Genomic DNA, 21,918 nt, shown 5'->3' on the forward strand with positions numbered 1-21,918 from the left:
GGCGCGCAACCGCGCTAGGGTCCGCCGGCTTCCCGGCCGGCGTCCGGGGCTGGTGGCGTCCCACCGTCGACTGTGCGACACTGATCCGCATGACTGCACGGTTACTGGTTCTCTCTGTGCTGGCCGCCGTCCTTGTCCTGCCCGTTGCCGCGGGGGCGCAGGAGGTGGACGTCATCGAGCATCAGCTCGACAACGGCCTGACCATCCTGCTCGTGCCGCGCCCCGGCGACCCGAACGTGGCGGCCGGCTGGATCGCCAAGGTCGGCTCCGTCTACGAACGCCCCGGCATCACGGGCGTGGCGCATCTCTTCGAACACATGATGTTCAAGGGGACGCACACGATCGGGACGCAGGACATCGACCGCGATCTGGCGATAATCGACGAACTGGATGGCCTGCGCGTCGAGATTCAGGCGGAGGAGGCAGAGCTCGATCGCCGCTTCGCCCTGGGCGAAATCGACGATCCGGACGACCCGTCGGCCCGTAGCGCGCACCACCAGCAGTCGCTGGATCGATTCGAGACGCTCCTCGCCGAGCAGAGCGATCTGCTGATCAAGGAGGATTTCAGCCGGGTATACACCGCCGAGGGCGGTTCCGGCATGAACGCCGGCACGAGCTACGACTTCACCATCTATTTCATCAACGTTCCCGCCAACAAGCTGGAACTCTGGTTCTGGATGGAGAGCGACCGGCTGGCCAACCCGGTGTTCCGCGAGTTCTACGCGGAGCGAAGCGTCGTCCACGAGGAGCGCCGGCTCCGGACCGACAGCACGCCCATCGGGAAGTTCCAGGAACAGTTCGAGGCGATGTTCTGGCAGTCGTCGCCCTACAGTTGGCCGGTCATCGGCTGGCCGAGCGACCTCGAAGGGATCACGCGGGACGAGGCGCTCACGTTCTTCGACACCTACTACGCGCCGAACAATCTCGCGGCGGCGCTGGTGGGCGACTTCGATCCGGATGAGGCCATTGCCCTCGCCGAGCGTTATTTCGGCCGCCTGACGCGCGGCGAACGGCCGCCGCTGGAGCCGCGGACGCGCGAGATGCCGCAGTTGGCCGAGAAGCGGATGGTCGCGTACGCCGACACGAACCCGCAGGTCGTGGTCCGCTACCATTCGGTCCGGGACGGGCATGTGGACGAGCCGGCCCTCGTGGTGTTGGGCCAGTTGCTGAGCGGACGGACCGGACGGCTGTACCGCGCCCTGGTCGAGGAGCAGGAGGTGGCCACCTCGGCGTCCGGGGGGCAGGCCGGCTTCAAGTTCGAGGGGATGTTCGAGCTGCGCGGCACGGCCCGGCAGGGACGCACCCCGGAGGAGGTGGAGGAGGCGATCTACGCCGAGCTGGAACGGCTCAAGACGGAACCGGTGGGAGAGCGCGAGCTGCAGAAGGTGAAGAACCAGAACGCGGCGCGGACCTTCCGCGACCTCGGCAGCAACTTCGGCCTCATGATGCAACTGCTCATCCGCGAGGGGAACCGTGGCTGGCGGCACATCAACACCGACCCGGCGCTGTACGACGCGGTCACGGCCGAAGATGTGATGCGCGTGGCCGACACCTATTTCACGCCGGAGACGCGCGCCGTAGCGGTCTACTACCGCGACGAGAGCGCGGCGGACGAGCCGGCCGATCCCCTCGAGGAAGGGCTCAGCGACGAGGAACGGCAGCAGTTCCGGCAGATGCGCACGATGCTCGGTCAGGTGCCGGTTGAGCAGTTGCAGGCGTTTCTCGCCCAGGTGGAGCAGCAGGTAGGCCAGGCGCCACCGGAGAGCCAGGACCTGGCGCGGGCGCTGGTGGAGTTGATCCGCCGGCGGATCGAAGAGACAGGAGGTGGGCAGTGAGCGGCGCGACGGGATGGCGGTTGACGTATTCTCTGGCCGTGGCCGGACTCCTGTTGGCGTCCGTTGCCGTCCCGGCCTTCGCGCAGACCCAGGGAGACGCGATACCGGCCCATCCCCGCGACCTCGTGTTCGACGCGCTGCAGTTCGATCCGCCCGACCAGGCGACGCACCGTCACGTCCTGTCGAACGGCGCCATCGCCTTCGTCGTGCCGGACCACGCGCTTCCGCTGGTCACTGTTTCGGTAGTCGTGCGGACAGGATCCTGGCTGGAGCCTCCCGAGAAGGCCGGACTGGCCTCGCTGACGGGCGGCCAGATGCGCGCCGGGGGCGCCGGCGACCGAGACCCCGCCGCGTTCGACGAGGAAGCGGCATTCCTGGCCGCAAACCTGTCGAGCAGCATCGGCGACACCTCGGGCCGGGCCAGCGTCAATTCCCTGACGAAGGACCTCGACGCGTCACTCGATTTGCTGTTCGACATGCTGCGTCGGCCGCGATTCGATCCGGAGCGTCTTGAGCTGGCGAAGAGTCAGGCGCTACAGGGGATGGAACGGCGCAACGACTCCACCCAGAGCATCGAGGTGCGCGAATGGGGGCGTCTGCTGCGCGGTGTCGATCACTTCACGACCACCCCGACGACGCGCGCGACGATCGAGGCGATCACGCGCGACGACCTGGTGGCCTTTCACGAGCGGTACTACCACCCGGGCAATTTCCTCTTCGCGATCTCGGGCGACGTCGGTCCGGAAGACATATTGCCCCGGCTCGAGGCGCGGATGGCCGACTGGCCGGCGCGCGAACCGGTAACCGAGCCGGTCCCGGCTCCAACCCACGAGCTTCAGCCGGGCATCTACGTTGTCGACAAGGACGATGTGAACCAGGGGCGCGTCGTCATCGGCCACCGGGGCACGATGCGGGACAATCCGGACCGCTACGCGCTGATGGTGATGAACGACATTCTCGGCGGCGGCGGCTTTGCGGCGCGGCTGTTGACCCGCATCCGTTCCGACGAGGGGCTCGCCTACAGCGCCTACTCGTCGTTCGGTCTCGGCACGTACTACCCTGGCGCCTTTCGGGCCAGCTTTCAGTCCCGCAGCGAGACGGTGGCGCGCGCGACGGCGATCGTGCTGGAGGAAATAGACCGTATGCGGACCGAGACCGTCTCCGAGGCGGAGCTCCGCATTTCCAAGGCGTCTTTCATCGAGACCTTCAGCCGCAACTTCTCCAGCCCCGCGTCGACCGCCGGCCTGTTTGCGAACGACGAATACACGGGCCGCGATCCGGAGTACCTGGTCAACTACCGTGACAACATAGCCGCCGTCAGCGGTGACGACGTGCAGCGTGTCGCGCAGGAGTACCTCGACCCGGAGGGGTTGGTGATTCTGGTGGTCGGCGACCGGGCGACGATCGAGGCAGGCGACCCGGACAATCCGGAAATCCAGTTGGAGGGGCTTGCGGGCGGGGCGATTACCGTGATTCCGCTTCCGGATCCGTTTACCATGGAGTATCCATCGGCTCCGTAGCCGAAGGTGAGCGCATAGTGGCGGTAACGACCACCTCCCAGCAGAAGCGCCCGCAGTGGCTTGGCTATCTGTTGCTGATAGTGAGCGGCGGGTTGGTCGTGAACCTCCTGGTGGGGGACAGCGGCCTGCTGGCGATGCGTGCCGCCAACCGTCAGTACGCTGAATTGGAAGCCCGAATCGCAGCGCTGCGGCAGGAGAACGAAGCGCTCCGGGAGGAGGCGCGCCGCCTCAGGGACGACCCTGGCCGGATCGAGGAGGTCGCTCGCGGCGAACTCGGGCTGATGCGTCCAGGCGAACAGGTGTTCATCATCCGTCCGGACGAACCCCGGGAACTTGTGCCGTAGAAGTTTCGCGCCAGCGAAACTTCCAACGCGCCGGGCACGGCGCGCTTTCGCGCCAGCGAGACTTCCAACGCGCCGGCACGGCGCGCTTTCGCGCCAGCGGAACTTCCAACGCGTCCGCCGGGCGCGCCGACTCACACGGCCGCGGTTTCCGCCACCGGGGCGTCGCGCTCGCCGCCGGCCCTTTCGGGCTCCGAGGCGTCCATGCCGAGCGCCTTCCGCACCTCCGCCTCGATGGCGGCATACAGTTCCGGTTTCGTCTTCAGAAGCCCGCGGACGTTCTCGCGCCCCTGGCCGAGTCGCTCGCCGCGGTACGAGAACCAGGCGCCGCTCTTCTCGACGACCCGGTGCTCGACGGCGAGGTCGATCAGGTCACCTTCGCGCGAGATTCCCTCGCCGTACATCACGTCGAACTCCGCGATGCGGAACGGCGGCGCCACCTTGTTCTTCACCACCTTGATGCGCGTCCGGCCCCCGACGACCCGGTCGCCGTCCTTGATGGCGCCGATCCGGCGAATGTCGATCCGCACCGAGGCGTAGAACTTCAGGGCGCGCCCGCCGGTGGTGGTTTCCGGATTGCCGAACATCACGCCGATCTTCTCGCGCAACTGATTGATGAAGATGAGGCAGGTGTTCGACTTCGCCACCACACCGGTCAGTTTCCGGAGCGCCTGCGACATCAGCCGAGCCTGGAGGCCGACCTGCGAGTCGCCCATCTCCCCCTCGATCTCGGCCCGCGGCACCAGCGCGGCGACCGAGTCGACGACGACGACATCGACCGCGCCGGATCGGATCAACGTCTCGGTGATTTCCAGCGCCTGCTCGCCATGATCCGGTTGTGACACCAGCAGGCTGTCGAGCACGACCCCCAGTTTGCTGGCGTAGATCGGATCGAGCGCATGTTCGGCGTCGACGAACGCGGCATTGCCGCCGTTCTGCTGCGCCTGGGCGATGACCTGCAGAGCGAGCGTCGTCTTGCCCGACGCCTCCGGGCCGTACACCTCGACCACCCGGCCGCGCGGGACGCCCCCGATGCCGAGCGCATAGTCGATGCCGATCGAACCGGTGGAGATGCTCGGGATCCTCGAAAGGCCCCCGGTCTGGCCCAGGCGCATGATCGACCCCTTGCCGAACTGCTTCTCGATTTGACCGACGGCCATGTCGATGGCCTTGCCACGCTCCTGCGCGATCTTGTCGGAGGACGTCCTCATCTTCGGTTCGCTCCTTGCTCCGGAATGGACGGGATGGATGCCGGGCTGCCGCCGCGACCAGTCTTCAATAGTAATCGAATCTGCGCAGTATGGCACCGGCCGGATTCCGGCCTCGGCCGGCGCCCGGTGGGCGCGCGCGGCGTCGTGGTACGCTGGTTCGCGTGAGTCTGACGCGAGCCGCCCGACTGGCGGCGCTGTCCCTGCTGCTGGTCGCGGTGTTGTTCGTCGAGACCGCTGTCGCGCAAGTAGCCCTCCCACCTCGCGCCGACCGTTCCGTCCATGACGTGGCCGGCGTCCTGTCGAACGAGGCGGTCGACACGATGGAGAGGTTGCACGGCGCACTGTTCGCGCAGACCGGCGTGGCGATTGTCGTCGTCACGATGCCGTCGCTCGAGGGAGAGCCGGCGGCCGATTTCGCGCTCCGGATCGCCGAGGCCTGGCAGCCGGGACGGGCCGGCGAGGATCGCGGGGTTGTCGTCGTCATTGCACTGGAGGAACGGGAGCTGTTCATCGCCACCGGTTACGGCGTCGAGGGCTTCCTGCCCGACGGTCGCGTCGGCGCGATCCGTGATTTCGCGCGTCCGGCCCTGTCGCAGAACGACTTCTCTACCGGGCTGCTGCAAATCAGCCAGGCGCTGACCGCGGTCTCGGCCGCGGAGTTCAACGTCACCATCGATGGAGCCACGCTCAGCACCGTGGCCGCCGCCGGTCAACGCCGCCCGCGTGACGACGGACGGGGCGGCATCCTCGGACTGCTCGTCATGCTCGGGATGGGTTTCCTGCTCTTCCGCCACCCGTCGCTCTTCTTCCTGCTGATGTTCTCCGGCATGGGCGGCGGCTACGGCCACCGCGGCGCCGGCGGGTTCGGCGGCGGTGGGTTCGGTGGCGGCGGTGGATTCGGCGGATTCGGCGGCGGTGGATTCGGCGGCGGCGGCGCCGGGGGGAGTTTCTGATGACGACGGTGGACTTGAGCGACAGTCCGGTCCTGCAGAGGCTGGTGGAGGGCTTGCGCGGGGCGCTGGGGGACGAGCTCGTGAGCGTCGTCCTGTACGGTTCAGCCGCCCGCGGGGACTACGACGCATCCACGAGCGACCTGAACATCCTGATCGTCGCGAGCGACCTGAAGCCGACCACGCTGGCGCGGCTCAGCGGTCCGATCCGCCGGTGGGAGCGAAGCGGGCAGCCCATGGTGCGATTGCTGTCGCCCGCCATCATCCGGGAGTCGGCCGATGTCTTTCCGATCGAGTTCCTCGATCTGCAGGCGTCACACCGCGTGCTTCACGGCAGCGATCCGTTCGCGACGTTCGAAGTGGAGCTTTCTCACCTTCGAATGCAGTGCGAACGGGAGTTGCGCGAGAAAATGATGCGCCTGCGTGAGGCCTATATCGAGGCCCACGATGCGCCACCGGCCCTCACCCGGCTCCTGACCCAGTCGTATTCCACGTTCGTCGCACTGTTTCGGGGCTGCCTCCGCCTGCACGGCGACCCGGTCCCGGCACACAATGAAGAAGTGGCGGCGGCGTTCGCCCGCGCGGCCGATATCGACCTGGCGCCTTTCGACGAGATAGCGCAACTGAAGCATGGCGAGGCGCCGCGGTCGGATCTGACCGAGTTGTTCGCGCGGTACTACGACGCTCTCACGGCGGCCGTGGCCCGGATCAACCGCTTTGCCCCGCCCGCCGGTGATCCGGCGGCGTCGGCTTAACCGATCGGAGGAATGGAAGGATGAAGAAGGGAATCATCGCGATGATCGCGATTGGCGTGCTGGGCGTCCTGCTGTTCGGCGTGCTGATCGTCGGGGGGCTGCTGGTTTCGCGCTACAACAGCCTGGTGACCGCCAACGAGCAGATCGACGGTGCCTGGGCACAGGTTGAGAACGTGCTGCAGCGCCGTGGCGATCTGATACCGAACCTCGTCGCCACGGTTCAGGGTTTCGCGGATCAGGAGCAGGAGATCTTCACCGACGTGGCGAACGCGCGAAGTCGCCTCGCCGGCGCGGTAACTCCGGCGGAGGCGGGAGCGGCCAACGCGGGGCTGACCGGCGCGCTGGGTCGGCTGCTGGCCATTTCCGAGAACTACCCGCAGCTCCGGTCGAACGAGAATTTCATCCGTCTGCAGGACGAACTGGCCGGATCGGAGAACCGAATAGCCGTCGAACGCCGGCGCTACAATGACGCGGTCAGGGCCTACAACACGCAGGTCCTGAGGTTCCCCACCAACATGGTGGCCGGGATGTTCGGCTTTTCGGACCGCGAGTACTTCGAGGCGGACGAGGCAGCAGCGGAGGTGCCGCAGGTAGCGTTTCAATGATCAGAACATCGCTCGGCGGCGGCGATTTCGGAGCGGCGGGATGGCCGGCGCGGGGGATCGCCCTGGCGGTTGCCGCCGGGCTTGCCGGTGCGGTGCTGGGCGGGTCGCAACAGCCGGATGCCGCGGCTGCCCTGACGATCGAGGTAACGCCGGCGGAGTTGACGCTCGAGGTGGGGGAGACGGTCCAGCTTTCCGCGACCGTCCGCGACGCCGACGGCAATGCGGTGGATGACCCTGCCCTCGTCTACTACTCGCGCGCCCGGCGCAGCGTCGGGGTGTCGCGCGAGGGGCTGGTGCGGGCAATGCGGCCCGGCACCCACACGCTGGTAGTGCTCGTCCCCGCCGACCGGAACGACCGGAGCCGGCGCCCGGAGGCCCGCGTTCGTACGGAGGTGCAGGTGACCGTGCCTCAACCGCCGATCGCGGACGTGGCATTCACCGATCTCCCGGACCGGTTCTACGTGGGGACCCGTCCCCGCCTCGACGTGACGCTGACGGACACCACCGGCGCGCGCCGGGACGACGTTAGGCCGGCATTCAGTTCCGCTGACCCGGCGGTCGCCGCGATCGACCGCTTCGGCAATCTCGCCCTCCGTCGGCCGGGCATGGTCGACGTGACCGCAGCGGTCGACGGTGTGAGTGACGTGGTGACGATCGATGTCGTCACGAATCCAATCGCCGCGCTCGAGCTCCGCGCGAGCGCAGAGGGCGGCCGGACCGGCGACGTTATCCGCTTCACCGCGGCGGCGACCGACGAGTTGGGCCGCGAGGTCGATTCCGTTCCGATCGGCTTCGCGGTGGGTGGCGAGACGGCGTCCGGCATCGTCGCCTCCGGGGCGCCGGCGCAGATCGCCGCCGATGGGCGGTTCGTCGCGGAGCGGTCGGGCACCTACACCGTCATCGCCACGTCGGGAAGCCACAGCGCCGCCGCCACCGTCGCCATCGAACCGCGGGACGTCTACCGCGAGATAGAGGTGGTGGGCCGCGGCAGGGTGCTCGATCGGCGATCGTCCGACCTCTGGGTCTGGGAGGGAACCGACGGCCGCGACTACGCCATCACCGGCACCTGGGGCGCTGATGGACACTCCTACTTCTGGGATGTGACGGACCCGGCCAACATCGAGAAGATTCAGGAAGTGCAGGTAGACGCCCGGACCGTCAATGACGTGAAGGTATCGCCGGACGGCGAGGTAGCGGTGATCGGCCGCGAGGGGGCGTCGAACCGGCGGAACGGCATCGTCGTGTTGGGGGCCGGCAATCCGCGCGAAGGGGTCCCGGTGCTCTCGGAGTTCACGGATCAGCTTACCGGCGGCGTACACAACGTCTTCGTCGATGGAGACCACGTCTACGCCCTGAGCGCCGGTCGCCGCTATGACGTGATCAGCATCGAGGATCCGCGCGAGCCGCAACGGGTCGGCCGTTTCGAGCTCGACACGCCGGGCCACGCCGTCCATGACGTCTGGATTCAGGACGGCATTGCCTTCTCGTCCAACTGGGCCGACGGCGTGGTGGCGGTCGACGTCGGTGGCGGCGGCCGCGGCGGAACGCCGGAGCGCCCCGTCGAGCTGGGACGCTACGCCTATCCGAACGGCTGGAACCATGCGGCGTTTCCTTACCGCAGCCAGTCGACCGGCGCGTTCTACCTCTTTGCCGGTGACGAGGCATATCCCTACGGCGGCCTCGGCACGGACGACGACGGTTCGGACGACGAGCCGTTCCGGACCGCCGGGTGGATCCACGTCATCGAATGGAGCGACTGGGACAACCCCCGCGAAGTGGCGCGCTACCAGGTGCCGGAGGCAGGCACGCACAACATCTGGGTGGAGGACGACCTGATGTACGTCGGCTTCTACTATCCCGGAGGCCTGCGGGTCGTCGACGTCTCCGGTGAGTTGATGGGCGACCTCTACCGGCAGGGACGCGAGGTGGCGCGGTTCGTGCCGTTCGATCACGAGGGCTTCACGCCGAACGCGCCGTTCGTCTGGGGACCGCAGCCCTACAAGGGGCACGTCTTCTTCACCGACTACAACAGCGGACTCTGGGCGGTCCGGCTTATGGAGAAGACCGGTCCCGCGCCGGTGATCGGCGAACCGCAGTAATCCGGCGGGACAGATGACGCTGCGCTCGACGCGGATCGCTCTGCTGCTGGGGCTGGCCGCCATCGGCGCGGTGGCCGCCGCGACGCCACCCGACCCGCCGACACGCAGCTACTGGGTCTACGTCTGCGCCGAATCGGAGGACGAGGTGGCGCTGGTCCGCTACGGCCCGGAGGGCGCCGCAGTGGAGAAGACCATCCGGGTCGGCAGCTTCCCGAACGAGATCGAGGGGCCGCACGGCATCACCGTCGATCCCGACGGCCGGCACTGGTACGTCTCCCTGGCGCACGGCGTCCCGTTCGGCAGCGTCCACAAGTATGAGACCGGGACCGACGACTGGGTGGGGGACGTCACCCTTGGCCTCTATCCCGCGACGATGGATGTCTCGCCGGCGACCGGTCTGCTCTGGGTGGTCAATTTCAACCTCCATGGCGGCATGCAGCCGAGCAGCGTTTCGGCCGTCGAAACGGAGACCATGGCGGAAGTCGCGCGTATCGACAGCGGCGTCATGCCGCACGGTTCGCGCGTCAGCCGGGACGGCACGCGGCACTATTCCGTGAACATGATGGGCGCGGAGCTGGTCGAGATGGATGCGCTCCACTTCGAGGTCGCCCGCCGCCTCCCGCTCGGGGACGGGGTGCAGCCTACCTGGGTCACGAGGCCCACGCCCGATAACGTCGTCTACGTGACCGGCAACAACGTCGCGAAGATCTTCGAAGTCGATCTCGACGCGTGGACCATCACGCGTACCTTCGAGACGGGCCGTGGTCCCTACAACCTGGCTCTCACTCCGGACGACGCCACCCTGGTCGCGACCTACAAGACGGGCGACGCCGTCGCGTTCTGGGATCTGGCGTCGGGCGTCGAGCGGGCACGAATGACCACGTCCCGCACCATCCCGCACGGGGTGGTCATTACACCGGACGGCGCCTACGCCTTCGTCACCGTGGAGGGTGTGGGCAGCGACCCCGGCACGGTCGAGATCTACGACGTCGCCGCCGCGGAACGGGTGGCCGCCGTCGACATCGGCAAGCAGGCGGGCGGTCTCGCGTTCTGGAAGATGAACTGACGCGCCGGTGCGCCCCGCTTCGCGCCGCAGCCCGGTGCGCCGGCCTCCAGGCCGGCAATAGGCTAGTGTTCCAGCACGTTGCCGGCTAGTACCGGAACAGGTACGAGATCTTGCCGAAGACCGCGCGGTTCGTGCGCTGGAGGGCAGTGGTGGGGAAGAGGATGCTGTCGATCCGCGAGCCGCGCTGGAAGCGGTCGTCATAGCCGGCGAAAACCACCGTGCCCGCGTTGATCCGGTAGGTGAACAGGATGTTGTTGCCGACCGTCACCGACTGCGTGTTGTGCTCGGCGATGTGTCGCAACAGCAGCCGCTCGGTGAACTGGTAGGTCGTGCGCGTCCGGAAGATCTTGACGTTGAAGACGTCGACACCGTCGAGAGGGTTCGTGAAATCGCTCGAGATCATGGTGAACTCGGTCCGCAGGCGGGTCGTCGGCTGATAGCGGACGTTGACGTTTCCGATGGTCGAGCGTCCGAGGTACGGGCTGTCGGAGTAGAGGATGCCGTCACCCCAGTTGTAGCCGCCGTACAGCGAAACGGTGCGCGAACTGATGACGCCGAAGAAGCCGAAGCCCGTCTTGCGGAAGTCGACTTCCCCGTAGCGCTCCAGATCGCGGCTGACGAATCCGGTTATCGCCATGTTGTTGCGGAACGAGAAGTTGGCCATTCCCTGGAGTTGTTCGTCCTGCAATACGCCCGCGTGGTCGTAGAGGCGCAGGTAGGTGACCGAGGGCCCCCAGGTCATCAGGGTCGACTCGGGCCACCACTGGTACCCCACGGTCCCGCTCGTCTGGCGCAGGTCGACGCGCGGGAGGAAGCCCGATCCGGTCGCGAAGTCCCGGTCGATGCTGCTGTGGGAGATGTTGTAGCTGAGGTTACGTCACTCCTTCGAAAAGTCCGCCTCGAACGCCCGGCCGGATCCGAACACCTTCGCCTCGCCGTCCTCTCCCGTGAGCAGACCCAGGGTGGTGTCGCGGGTTTCCGACGCCGCCGCAAGAAAGCTGACGCTGTGGGTGCGACCCAGGCGGAAGCGGCCGTCGACGCCGCCCACACGGTTGTATTCGTCGCCGAACTCGCGCGCCGTCGCGATGGCGCCGAGATACGACTCCGCATAGAAGTCGTAGCGGGCGCGGCCGAGTAATGTCTGCGCCGTCTCTCCGCACCGCGCGGCGTCCGGCCCGTCGAGGCACCCTGCCTTCTCGTCGTCGGCCACGACGACGCCAATCGTGGTCTGGCCCACCTTTCCGGTCAGCTTCCCGCCGAACCGGGGATCGACGATCGTGCGGGTATGCACGAGCGTGAGCGGCGTCGCCGTCTGGAAGATCTCCTGTCCCTCGAGGAAGAACGGGCGCTGCTCCGGATAGAAGAGGTCAAAGCGCTGATTCGTCTCGATCTGCGGCCGGTCCGACTCGATCTGCGAGAAGTCGGGGTTGTAGGTGATGTCGGCGGTCAGGTTGGGAGTGAGGCCGTACTTGACGCCGAGTCCGAGGTCGCCGAGAGGATCGTTCGTGTTGAAGGCGCCGGTCGTCGTGTCGAGCGAACCGAATCCCAGGCCGGTCAGCTCCGGCAGGAACTCCAGGTTCCGGCTCCGCGACAGGTCCGTCATGCCCGTGAGCAGGCCGAACTGGGTGAGCTGGCCGGCCACGCCGCGCGAGATGGGCGCCCACGACTGCGCCTCCGACTTGTCCCGGATGATGCGAGTGATCTGAAAACCCCAGCGATGGTCCTGACCCGACGGGCGGGACGGGTAACGCAGGCTCTTGAACGGGATACGCATCTCGGCGGTCCAGCCGTCGGCGACGATCTGGCCCCCGGTGTCGAAGAGCGCGTTCCAGGAGTCGTCGCCGCGGATGCCGAACTGGCCCGAGCGGCTCATTCCGCTCCCGCTTCTCCTCCGTGATCCGCCGCTGCCCCGCAGGACGGAAGAACTGGCGCTGGACCTCGAGAAACCGGTGCTGCCATCCGCGTTGACCAGGGAATCCGCCTGCACGCCGTAGCCGTTCACTTCGAACTGGTAGGCGCGCTGCTGATCCAGGAAGGGGTCGAAGAGCACCGACATCCGATCGTCGCCCCTGATCTCCTCGCGGTCCGAGCGGTTGACGCGCATGACTCCCGGGTCGGTGTAGTGGGCGTAGAAGGCGAAGTAGATGTGGTCGCTGTCGTAGGCGATCCATACCTCGGTCTGTTCCGAGCCCGGAGCACCTTCCACCGGTGCAATCTGGATGAAGTCCGTGAGGTGCGTCGCGGTTTCCCAGACCGCGTCGTCGAGCCGGCCGTCGATGCGCGGCGGCGTGGAGATCCGCGCGACCGTGGCCGTCGGGCGCTCCCGGCCGGTCGGGATGAACCCGCCGCCGCCCGGCCCGCCGGGCCGCCCCCGCTGTGACGCCACGCTCCCGGCGCCAGGTTCCCCGAAGGCCAGTGCGCCCGTGACGGCGCGCTCGGGCTGCGCCCCCGGTGCCGCGGAGTCGGGGCCGGGCCCGGTTCCTGCGGGGGAGATATCGGGCGGGGGCTCCACGGGAAGGAGGCCGGATGGAGCTTCCGAGTCAGCGAGTCGGGAAGGCGGAGCGGCCATTCCGCCCGACAGGTGCGTCACGAGCGCCCCTGCAACGTTGTCCTGTACGTCGAACAGCTCGTCGAGCGCACCGTCGGTCCGCGTGGCGAAGGCGACCGCGCCGGTTGCGACGTTCACGAGTCGGGCCGTGACCCGCAGCCGATTTCCCATGCGCTGCAGGGAGCCGTCGACGAGCCACGCGACTCCACGTTGCCGCCATTCGGCGAGCCCGGCCGCGGCGCCCCTCGCGCCGTTCCCGTTGCCATTGCCAGTCCGGTTCCGGTTTCCTGCGCGGGCCGGGTCACGGAAGTCCCGATCCACCACCGTCAGTCCAGCGGCCCGGAGGTCGGCAACGATCGTCGCCGCGAGGCCGTCGCCGATCCAACCGTCGGCCGGCTGCCGGCTGAGGTTGGTGAATGGGTTTACGGCTACCTTGGCGGACGGTTGTGCCGCTGCGGGAAGCGCCGGCCCGACGGCCGCCGTGAAGGCAAGAACCGCCGCAACGACGCCCTGGCGGGCGCAAAGGAGCATGTGACCGCCAAGTCTATCTGGATCCGCGGAGGTGGAAGACGGTCTCCGCCAGCTCGTGCAGGAGTGCTTCGAGGCGCGCGACCGGCAGCCCGACCACGTTCGTGTAGGACCCCTCGATCCGTTCCACGAACCGCGACCCGAGACCCTGCGCGGCGTACGCCCCTGCCTTGTCATCCCCCTCCCCGGTCGCCACATACCAGGCGATCCGATCGGGGTCCAGGGGAACGAACGACACGCACGTCGTCTCCACCGCCTCAACGGTCTGCCCGCCCGCGATCACCGCGAGGCCGGTCAGCACCTCGTGGGTTCGCCCCGCGAGCCGGCCCAGCATCACGGCGGACTCGCGGCGGTCGGCCGGTTTTCCGAGCACGTCGCCGTCGACGACGACAATCGTGTCCGCGGCCACCACAGCCTTCCCATCCGCCTCCGCCAGGGCGCCGGAGACCACCGTCGCGGCCTTGGCCCGCGCCAGCCGGAGCACGTAGTCCCGAGGCGATTCACCCGGCAGACGGCGCTCGTCGACATCGGCCGGGATGACGTCGAAGTCGTACCCCGCTTCGCGCAACAGGTGGGATCGGCGGGGCGAGCGGGACGCCAGCACGAGGCGCACGGCGCGATGATACACTCGCGACCGATGGTCCCCGTGCAGCATCAGGCGGCACGTACGCTTGGGGTTCTGCTTCGCCGGCAGCCCCTGACGGAGGCGAAACTGCGCTTCGCCTGGCGGGCCGCGGTGGGGGATCGGATCGACCGCGCAACGACCGTCCGCCTCAGTCCCGGCGGCACGCTGACAGTCCGCGCCGACGAAGACGGCTGGGGTCGCGCCATTCGCGCCGCCCGCCGCCTGATCGCCGCGCGACTGCGCGACATCCTGGGCCCGGGACACGTCAAGCGGATCACCGTCAAGACCGAAGGAGACGCGCATGCATTCCGCCGTCATCACCAGCGCCGTCCGGCTGCCGACCGGCAAGTTCCTCGGAGCGCTTAGCCAGCTTCCCGCTACGGATCTGGGCGCACGGGTCATCCGCGAAAGCGTCCGGCGGGCCGCCATCGACCCGGATGTCGTCGACGAGTGCATCATGGGCAACGTCGTCTCGGCCGGCCTCGGTCAGGCGCCGGCCCGGCAGGCGGCGCTCGACGCCGGCCTGCCCGACCACGTAGGCGCCCTCACCATCAACAAGGTGTGCGGATCGGGTCTGAAGGCGGTGATGCTCGCGGCGCAGGGAATCGCCACCGGGGACATCGAGGTGGCGGTCGCGGGCGGCATGGAATCGATGAGCAACTGCCCCTACGTCCTGCCGAACGCACGGAGCGGGATGCGGATGGGGAACGGCCAGGTCCTCGACTCGATGATGCACGACGGGCTCTGGTGCGCCGTCGAGAACTGGTCGATGGGCGAGGCGGCCGAGGCCGTCGTCGAACGGTACGGGGTGACACGCGAGGACCAGGACGGCTTCGCGGCGGCAAGTCACCAGAAAGCCGCCGCCGCGATCCGCGACTGCCATTTCAGGGATGAAATCCTCCCGGTCGAGATTCCCCAGCGGAAGGGCGATCCGATCCGCCTGGAGTACGACGAGGGGGTCCGGCCCGACTCCACGGCCGAAGCGCTGGCGAGGCTTCGCCCCGCGTTCGTGAAGGACGGCACGGTGACCGCCGGCAACGCGCCGGGCGTCAACGACGGCGCCGCCGCCGTTGTCGTGATGTCCGAGGCGAAGGCGGAAGCGCTGGGCCAGACGCCGATGGCGCGCATCGTCGGGCAGGCCGTGAGCGGCCGGCCGGCGAAGTGGCTCCTGATGACGCCGGTCGAAGCCGTCCAGAAGCTGCTCGCGAAGGTGGACTGGTCGCTCGACGATGTCGACCTGATCGAATTGAACGAGGCGTTTTCCGCCCAGGCGCTCGCCGTCATCCGCGAGCTGGGGGCCGACCCCGCGAAGGTGAACGTCAACGGCGGCGCCGTCGCGCTGGGCCATCCCATCGGCGCCAGCGGCGCGCGCATCCTGACGACGCTCCTGTACGCCCTCCGGCAGCGGAACCTGCGGCGCGGCGTCGCCACGCTCTGCCTCGGCGGCGGCAATGGCGTCGCTCTCGCCATCGAACGGCTGAACTAGCGCGCCTGGGCGGGGACCATCCTGCCATCCGACCCGCGCGCCTGGGCCGCCGCGCCGAATTAGAATGAACCGGACGCCACGGTTCGCGGGACAGGGAGGCGGGCATGAAGCGATGGACGCGGGCGGCGGTTGTTCTGGCCCTGGTCGACTTCGTTCCGGCGTGGCCCGGAGTCGCCTGCGGCGGCCAGGCACTGCCCGACGACATCCACGACGAGTCGCGCAGCCGCCTTCCGACGATAGATCGCACCGAGCTGGATGCCGAGCGCCGGCGGGCGTACGACGCGGCGGTCGCCGGTGAGTCTGGCGCGCCTGCCGGCGCCGCGGCCCTGCGCCTGCACGGTTCGGGCGCGGACCTCCGGTTCGATGCGCCGATGGGACGCCGGCTGACCGAGCTGGCCATCCTGACGACGGCGCGCGAGTACGATCAACCGTACGAGTGGGCGCTGCACGAGCTCGAGGCGCTCGCGGTCGGACTGGACGCCGAGATCATCGACATCGTTCGGCACCGCAAGCCCTTCACCGAACTGGCGGCCCGTGAAGCGATCATCATCGAACTGGGCCGGGAGCTTCTCGGCACCCGTCGGCTCCGGGCCGACACCTACGCGCGAGCACTGGCGCTTCTGGGCAAGACCAACCTGGTCGACGTCGTCGACGTGATGGGCCGGTACGCCAGCACAGCGGCCACCCTCACCGCGTTCAACCAGCGGATGCCGTCCGGCTGGAGGCAGTCGCTCCCGCTGCCATTCACCCACCCCGAGGACATCCACCCCGATTCCCGAAGCCGCCTGCCGCTGCGGAGTCCGGAGAGCCGGACGTCGGTGTCGGTGCTCTACGGCCGCATGCTGTCGCCCTCCGGCATTGGTCCCGGCGTTATCCGCGGTTACGGGGACGGCCAGGCATCGCTGGAAGCCCGGGTCGGGCGACGGCTGATGCAGCTGGCGATACTGGTGACGGCGCGCACCCACGACTCCCAGTACGACTGGACGATGAACGAGCCGAGGGCCGCCGAGGCGGGCGTCGAGCCGGAGTTGATGGACATCGTCCGCCACCACCGGCCACTGGCCGGCGTCGACGCGGAGGACGCGGCGTTGATCGCGTTCGGACGCGAGTTGTTCAACGATCACAACGTCAGCGCGGAGACCTACGCGCGGGCGGAGCAGGCGTTCGGGGTGCGGGATCTGGTGGACATCGTCGGTCTCATGGGCTCCCACGCGGCGGACGCCGCCGTACTGGCGGCCTTCGACCAGCATCTGCCGGAAGGAGTGGAGCCGCTGCTGCCGCTCGACTAGCGGCGCCGCGTCGGTACGAGATGATTCTTCGGAGCCGGGTTCGGCTCTCTCGGGAGGTTGGCATGAAGGTCAGACGTTCGGTTCTCCTGGCAGCGTCTCTGGTGATCCTCTTCGGCGCGTTCGGCCATGCGCAGGAGGACGCGCCGATCGGCGTCCCGGTGCCGCCGCTGGGCGACGGCCCGTGGGTGATCGATACCGCGGAGCAACACAAGATCCGGGTCAACCTGGTGGCCAGGGGGCTGGAGAATCCCTGGGCTATCGCATTTATGCCGGACGGCGCCATGCTGCTCACCGAACGGTCGGGCCGGCTGCGCATCGTTCGCGACGGGGAGCTCGACCCGCAGTCCATCTCCGGCGTGCCGGAGGTCCGGACCGATGGCAATGGCGGCCTGATGGACGTGGCCGTCCATCCCGACTTCGCCGACAACGGTCTCGTCTATCTCACCTACACCAAGGGGCACGACGACGGCCGCGGCTCGCCGGCCCTCGCGCGGGGGAGGCTGGAAGGGTATGAGCTCCATGACGTCAGGGACCTGGTCGTCACCGAACCCTTCCATACCAATTCGGGACTCAACGGACGCGTCGCCTTCGGCCGCGACGGGAAGGTCTACATGTCCACCGGCGGCCGGATCCGGTCGCCGGCCGGCGATCTGCTCAACGCCCCGCAGGATCCCATGAGCCTGCGCGGCAAGGTGCTGCGCCTCAACGATGACGGCTCGGCGCCGGACGACAACCCGTTCGTGAACGAGCCGGGGCACCGGCCGGAGATTTACACGATTGGGCATCGCAACACGCTCGGCCTCATGCTGCACCCCGAGACCGGCGACATCTGGCAGCACGAGAACGGGCCCAACGGCGGCGACGAACTGAACGTTCTCCTCTCCGGGCGCAACTACGGCTGGCCCCTGATGAGCTTCGGACGCCTCTATCCCGGCGCGCGGGTGTCACCGCATCCGACGCGCGACGGCTACGAGTCGCCAATCATCGTCTGGCTGCCCGCCATCGCGGCGGCCGGCATGGCGGTCTATACCGGCGATCAATTCCCGGCGTGGAAGGGCAACCTGTTCGTCGGAGCTCTCCAGCAGGGCGGAATACCGGGGACCGGCCATCTGCAGCGCATCGTGTTCAACGAGCACCTCGAGGAGTTGCGGCGCGAGTCTATGCTGACCGAGCTGCGGCAGCGCGTTCGGGAGGTGCGCGAAGGCCCCGACGGGCTGCTCTACGTGCTGACGGACCACGACGACGACGGCACGCTTCTGCGTATCGAGCCGACCTCGTGAGGACGTCCGGGCTGACGCGACGACCGGCAGATTGCACCCACCCGCGCGGGTGGTGGCGCCGCCGTGACCGTTGACGGGTTCGCAGCCGGGGCGATATCCTAGTCCCATGCCGAGTACCGCACTGAAAGTCGTCCTGACCACCGGCGTGCTCTGCGCCGCGTTCGCGGGACTGCTCTGGACCACGATGCAGGAGGGCGCGCAGTTCTACCTGGAGGTGGAAGAAGTGCTCGCCGAGCCTGCCGAGTGGGAAGGGAAACCGCTTCAGGTGCATGGCTACGCCGCCAACGTGATGCGCCGTCCGGACAGCCTTGACTGGCGTTTCGAGATCACCGACAGCGTCGAGAACCGGACGATGACGATGAACGCCGTCTACTCCGGAATCGTTCCCGACACGTTCGACAACCACGCCGAAGTCGTGGCGACGGGGCGGCTCGTGGGCGACACGTTCCACATCGATCCCGACGGCATCATGGCCAAGTGTCCGTCGAAGTACGAGGAACAACCTTCCGTCGGCGAGGCGGCGGGTGGCTACGTGTCGGGCACCGGAACCGCCGGCGCCGGCAACTGACAATCGGCTCCTGACACCACGGCCCGGGGGCCGTCCTAGCCATGGCGACACTCGGAACCTACACGCTTCTGGCCGCCTTCGTCGCCTGCGCGTACGCTGCCGCCGCCGCCGTCGCGGGTCATCGCCGGCGCAACGCGCGCCTGCTCGATAGTGGCGTCGGAGCCTTCTATCTGGTGACGGCGCTCATGACGCTCGCCTCCGCGGTGATCGTCCGCGCGTTCGTCATCGGCGATTACTCCATCCGCTACGTCGATCGCTACTCCGACGCGATTCAGCCGCTGTTCTACAAGCTGACGTCGTACTGGGGCGGCCTCGACGGGTCCATCATGTTCTGGGTCTTCCTGCTCTCGGTGTTCGGCGCGATCGCCGTCCACACCAACCGGGAGCGCCACCGCGAGCTGGTCCCGTACGTCATCGCGACTATCGCCGTGGTGCAGATGTTCTTCCTGAGCGTGATGATCCTGAACAACAACCCGTTCTCCACCTATCTGCTCCAGACGCCGGCGGACGGGCGCGGGCTCAACCCCCTGCTGCAGAACCCGTACATGGTGATCCATCCGCCGTCGCTCTACACGGGGCTGGTGGGGCTGACGATTCCGTTCGCGTTCGGGATGGCGGCCCTGATTACCGGCTACCTGGACGACTCGTGGCTCCGCGCCGTCCGCCGCTGGACGATGTTCTCCTGGTTCTTTCTCTCGCTCGGCCTGACTCTCGGGATGATCTGGGCCTACGAGGAACTGGGCTGGGGCGGCTGGTGGGGTTGGGATCCGGTGGAGAACGCGGGCGCGCTCCCGTGGTTCCCGGCCACCGCGTTCCTCCATTCGGTGATGGTTCAGGAGCGGCGCAGCATGCTCCGGGTGTGGAACATCTCGCTCGTCATCCTTGCCTTCGCGCTGACCCTGTTCGCGACTGCGCTGACGCGGACCGGCATCGTGCAGTCGGTCCATGCATTCGGCGAGGACCCGCAGCTCGCGATGATGTTCGCGCTCTTCATCGGCGCCGTGATGCTGATCGCCTTCGGCCTGGTCATCTACCGCCTGCCGTTGCTCCGCGCACGGAACGACCTCGAGTCGTGGGCGTCGCGCGAGGCGGCGTTCCTCGTGAACAACTGGATCCTGCTGTTCTCTGCCTTCTTCATCCTGTTCGCGACGATGTTCCCAACGCTGAGCGAGGCGGTGACAGGGCAGCGGATCACGGTCGGGCCCCCCTTCTTCAACAAGTGGATGATCCCGATCGGGCTGACGCTGCTGCTGCTGACCGGCATCGGGCCGCTTCTCGCCTGGCGGAAATCGACACTGGCGAACCTCCGCCAGCAGTTCCTCTGGCCGGTGGCGTTCTCGCTCACCGTCACCGCCGTGCTCGTCGCGCTCGGCTTCCGCGTCTGGGTTGCCGGGATCTGCTTTGCGCTCTGCGCCTTCGTGGCCGGCACGGTCGGGCAGGAGTTCGTACGGGGCGCCGTCGTTCGCCGCGGAGTGACCGGCAGCGACATGGTCACCGCCATGATCGGCCTCGTGATGCGGTCGCGCCGGCGTTACGGCGGCTACGTCGTCCATCTCGGCATCGTTCTCATGATGCTCGGCTTCGCCGGGTCCGGCTACCGGCAGAGCGAGCAGGTGCTCCTGAGTCCGGGCGAGTCGGTCGAGGTGGGCCGATTCAGCGTCCGGCACGATCGGCTGAGCGTCACCGACGACGGCGCGAAGGAGATGCACACCGCCCACGTCACCGTCTTCGAGGATGGCCAACAGGTGGCGCAGCTCTACCCGGCGCGCTGGTTCTACCGGAAGTACGAGGCCGAGCCGACCACCGAGGTGGCGATGCGGCGGACGATTGCCGAAGACGTCTACGTCGTGCTTGCCGCATACGACATGGGCGATCAGTCGGCCAGCTTCCAGGTGACGGTCAACCCGCTGGTCAACTGGATCTGGTTCGGCTTCGGCATCCTGGCCCTGGGCACGGGTATTGCCCTTCTGCCGGAGAGTCGTTTCGCGTTTCTCGCGGCTCGCGCCGGGCCGGATGCGCGCGCCCCCGGATCGACGGCGACCACGACGACGGCGTCGGTCGTGTTGATCGCTGCCCTCGGCCTGGGCGCCCTCGCCGCGCCGGCGGCAGCTCAAACCGGCGCGCCACCCGAGTCCTACACCGCGACCACCGACCTGGAAGCGGAGCTGCAGCGGGAACTGGTCTGCCTCTGCGGCACGTGCCCTCGTCTGGCGCTCGCCGACTGCCGCTGCTCGTCGCCACCGCAGTACGTGGACGGGCCTGACGGTGCGCCGCGCCTGACCGCGGCGGGCGCGGAGTTCATGCGGGCGCAGCTGCGGGAGCAGATCGAAGCGGGGAAGGACCGCCGCGCGATCCTCGACTGGTTCATCGAAACCTACGGCAGCCAGGAAGCGCTGGGCGCGCCCCTCGACGAAGGCTTCAACCGGGCGGCGTGGCTCTTCCCGTACCTGGTGGGCGTCGGTTGCCTCATCGCCGTGGGCGCGGTTGCGGTCCGCTGGTCGCGCCGCGGCAACGCGGCGGCACTCGAGACGGCGGGCGCACCGGTGGCGGTCGATCCTGAACTCGACGCCCGCCTGGATGATGAGCTCCGGAACCTCGACTGACGCCGCGCCGGCGGCCCCGGCGTCGTCCACCTTCCGCGCCTGGCATCTCTTTGTTCTGGCCGGTCTGCTCGGAGCGGCGGTGGCCGTCGTGATGGTCCGCCCGGCAGGGGTGGCGCCCCTTGTTGTACTCGTCGCCGCGGTCGGCGCCGGCGCGTACGTGGGTTACGCCCTCTACCGGATGTTCGTGCCGCTGGCTTCCCGCACCTTCGCCGAGCGGGTCGAGATGGTGGGAGGGCGCACGCGGGCCGCGCTGGAACGCGAGAAGACGCTGGTGCTCCGCGCCATCAAGGAGCTCGAATTCGACCGGGCGATGGGGAAGGTGTCCGATGAGGACTTCGACCAGATGGCCGGCCGCCTGCGCGTGCGGGCGCGGGCCTTGCTGAAGCAGCTCGATGTCGACGGCACGGCCTACCGCGATCTGATCGAACGGGAGCTGCTGGAACGGCTGGCGAAGGCGGCGTTGCCGGGAGAAACGGCTCCTGCCGGCGGCGGTGGCGCCGCCGCGCCCCGTCCGGCGCCCTCGAAGACACGGCTGGTCTGCGGCCACTGCGGAGCGAGCAACGAACGCGATGCCAAGTTCTGCAAGCAGTGCGGAGCCGAACTGTGACC

19 protein-coding genes are annotated in these 21,918 nt (G+C 68.2%); 15 read left to right on the plus strand and 4 right to left on the minus strand.

What is annotated here, in order from left to right; all coding sequences use genetic code 11:
* The first annotated feature begins 89 nt into the window (after positions 1-89).
* Genes F4Y45_16180 through F4Y45_16190 form a run of 3 tightly spaced genes read left to right on the plus strand, consistent with a single transcriptional unit; the run spans position 90 to position 3,699 of the window.
* Positions 90-1,835 (plus strand): insulinase family protein, encoded by a 1,746-nt coding sequence (locus F4Y45_16180; GenBank protein MXY26040.1) that lies wholly within the window; start codon positions 90-92, stop codon positions 1,833-1,835.
* Positions 1,832-3,355, plus strand: coding sequence for an insulinase family protein (locus F4Y45_16185; protein MXY26041.1), 1,524 nt, complete (start codon positions 1,832-1,834; stop codon positions 3,353-3,355). Before F4Y45_16180 ends, F4Y45_16185 begins: the two co-directional genes overlap by 4 nt.
* Positions 3,356-3,372: 17 nt before the next feature.
* Positions 3,373-3,699 carry a septum formation initiator family protein gene (locus tag F4Y45_16190; protein MXY26042.1) on the plus strand — a complete coding sequence of 109 codons (327 nt, stop codon included), beginning with the start codon at positions 3,373-3,375 and terminating at the stop codon, positions 3,697-3,699.
* A gap of 131 nt (positions 3,700-3,830) precedes the next feature.
* Here F4Y45_16190 and recA read toward each other — a convergent pair whose 3' ends face one another.
* Positions 3,831-4,886, minus strand: a complete 1,056-nt coding sequence (gene recA, locus F4Y45_16195; protein ID MXY26043.1) for a recombinase RecA — start codon at positions 4,884-4,886, stop codon at positions 3,831-3,833.
* Positions 4,887-4,996: 110 nt separating this feature from the next.
* Here recA and F4Y45_16200 point away from each other — a divergent pair, with 110 nt between their 5' ends.
* From F4Y45_16200 to F4Y45_16220, 5 genes are read left to right on the plus strand one after another with little or no spacing between them, the layout of a single operon-like run.
* Positions 4,997-5,860: a TPM domain-containing protein gene (locus tag F4Y45_16200; protein MXY26044.1), complete on the plus strand. Its 864-nt coding sequence runs from the start codon at positions 4,997-4,999 to the stop codon at positions 5,858-5,860.
* Positions 5,860-6,612 carry a nucleotidyltransferase domain-containing protein gene (locus F4Y45_16205; protein MXY26045.1) on the plus strand — a complete coding sequence of 251 codons (753 nt, stop codon included), beginning with the start codon at positions 5,860-5,862 and terminating at the stop codon, positions 6,610-6,612. Before F4Y45_16200 ends, F4Y45_16205 begins: the two co-directional genes overlap by 1 nt.
* A 20-nt stretch (positions 6,613-6,632) precedes the next feature.
* Entirely contained in the window at positions 6,633-7,217 is a 585-nt protein-coding gene (locus F4Y45_16210) for a LemA family protein (protein MXY26046.1), read from the plus strand.
* Entirely contained in the window at positions 7,214-9,316 is a 2,103-nt protein-coding gene (locus F4Y45_16215) for a hypothetical protein (protein MXY26047.1), read from the plus strand. Before F4Y45_16210 ends, F4Y45_16215 begins: the two co-directional genes overlap by 4 nt.
* Positions 9,317-9,329: 13 nt before the next feature.
* A complete protein-coding gene (locus tag F4Y45_16220; GenBank protein MXY26048.1) occupies positions 9,330-10,382 on the plus strand; it encodes a YncE family protein in 1,053 nt (350 codons plus the stop codon).
* An 85-nt stretch (positions 10,383-10,467) separates the two neighbouring features.
* Here F4Y45_16220 and F4Y45_16225 read toward each other — a convergent pair whose 3' ends face one another.
* From F4Y45_16225 to F4Y45_16235, 3 genes are all read right to left on the minus strand, one after another.
* Positions 10,468-11,157, minus strand: coding sequence for a hypothetical protein (locus F4Y45_16225; GenBank protein ID MXY26049.1), 690 nt, complete (start codon positions 11,155-11,157; stop codon positions 10,468-10,470).
* 102 nt (positions 11,158-11,259) lie between these two features.
* Positions 11,260-13,461 (minus strand): hypothetical protein, encoded by a 2,202-nt coding sequence (locus F4Y45_16230; protein MXY26050.1) that lies wholly within the window; start codon positions 13,459-13,461, stop codon positions 11,260-11,262.
* Between the two features lie 13 nt (positions 13,462-13,474).
* Positions 13,475-14,113, minus strand: a complete 639-nt coding sequence (locus tag F4Y45_16235) for a septum formation inhibitor Maf (protein ID MXY26051.1) — start codon at positions 14,111-14,113, stop codon at positions 13,475-13,477.
* Here F4Y45_16235 and F4Y45_16240 point away from each other — a divergent pair.
* The 7 genes from F4Y45_16240 (at position 14,078) to F4Y45_16270 (ending at position 21,916) form a co-directional block, all read left to right on the plus strand.
* A complete protein-coding gene (locus F4Y45_16240) occupies positions 14,078-14,449 on the plus strand; it encodes a DUF721 domain-containing protein (GenBank protein ID MXY26052.1) in 372 nt (123 codons plus the stop codon). The two genes, F4Y45_16235 and F4Y45_16240, sit on opposite strands and share 36 nt — an antisense overlap.
* Entirely contained in the window at positions 14,385-15,569 is a 1,185-nt protein-coding gene (locus tag F4Y45_16245) for an acetyl-CoA C-acetyltransferase (protein ID MXY26053.1), read from the plus strand. Before F4Y45_16240 ends, F4Y45_16245 begins: the two co-directional genes overlap by 65 nt.
* Positions 15,570-15,673: 104 nt before the next feature.
* Positions 15,674-16,858, plus strand: a complete 1,185-nt coding sequence (locus F4Y45_16250) for a hypothetical protein (GenBank protein ID MXY26054.1) — start codon at positions 15,674-15,676, stop codon at positions 16,856-16,858.
* Positions 16,859-16,920: 62 nt separating this feature from the next.
* Complete coding sequence (locus tag F4Y45_16255; GenBank protein MXY26055.1) at positions 16,921-18,138, plus strand: PQQ-dependent sugar dehydrogenase; 1,218 nt, start codon at positions 16,921-16,923, stop codon at positions 18,136-18,138.
* 106 nt (positions 18,139-18,244) lie between these two features.
* Positions 18,245-18,706 (plus strand): cytochrome c maturation protein CcmE, encoded by a 462-nt coding sequence (locus F4Y45_16260; protein ID MXY26056.1) that lies wholly within the window; start codon positions 18,245-18,247, stop codon positions 18,704-18,706.
* Positions 18,707-18,747: 41 nt separating this feature from the next.
* Complete coding sequence (locus F4Y45_16265; GenBank protein MXY26057.1) at positions 18,748-21,309, plus strand: heme lyase CcmF/NrfE family subunit; 2,562 nt, start codon at positions 18,748-18,750, stop codon at positions 21,307-21,309.
* Entirely contained in the window at positions 21,284-21,916 is a 633-nt protein-coding gene (locus F4Y45_16270; GenBank protein MXY26058.1) for a zinc-ribbon domain-containing protein, read from the plus strand. The genes F4Y45_16265 and F4Y45_16270 overlap by 26 nt, the downstream gene beginning before the upstream one ends.
* The last annotated feature ends 2 nt before the right edge of the window (positions 21,917-21,918 follow it).

This window comes from Acidobacteriota bacterium (assembly GCA_009838525.1).
In the GTDB taxonomy this organism is placed as follows: Bacteria; Acidobacteriota; Vicinamibacteria; order Vicinamibacterales; family UBA8438; genus VXRJ01.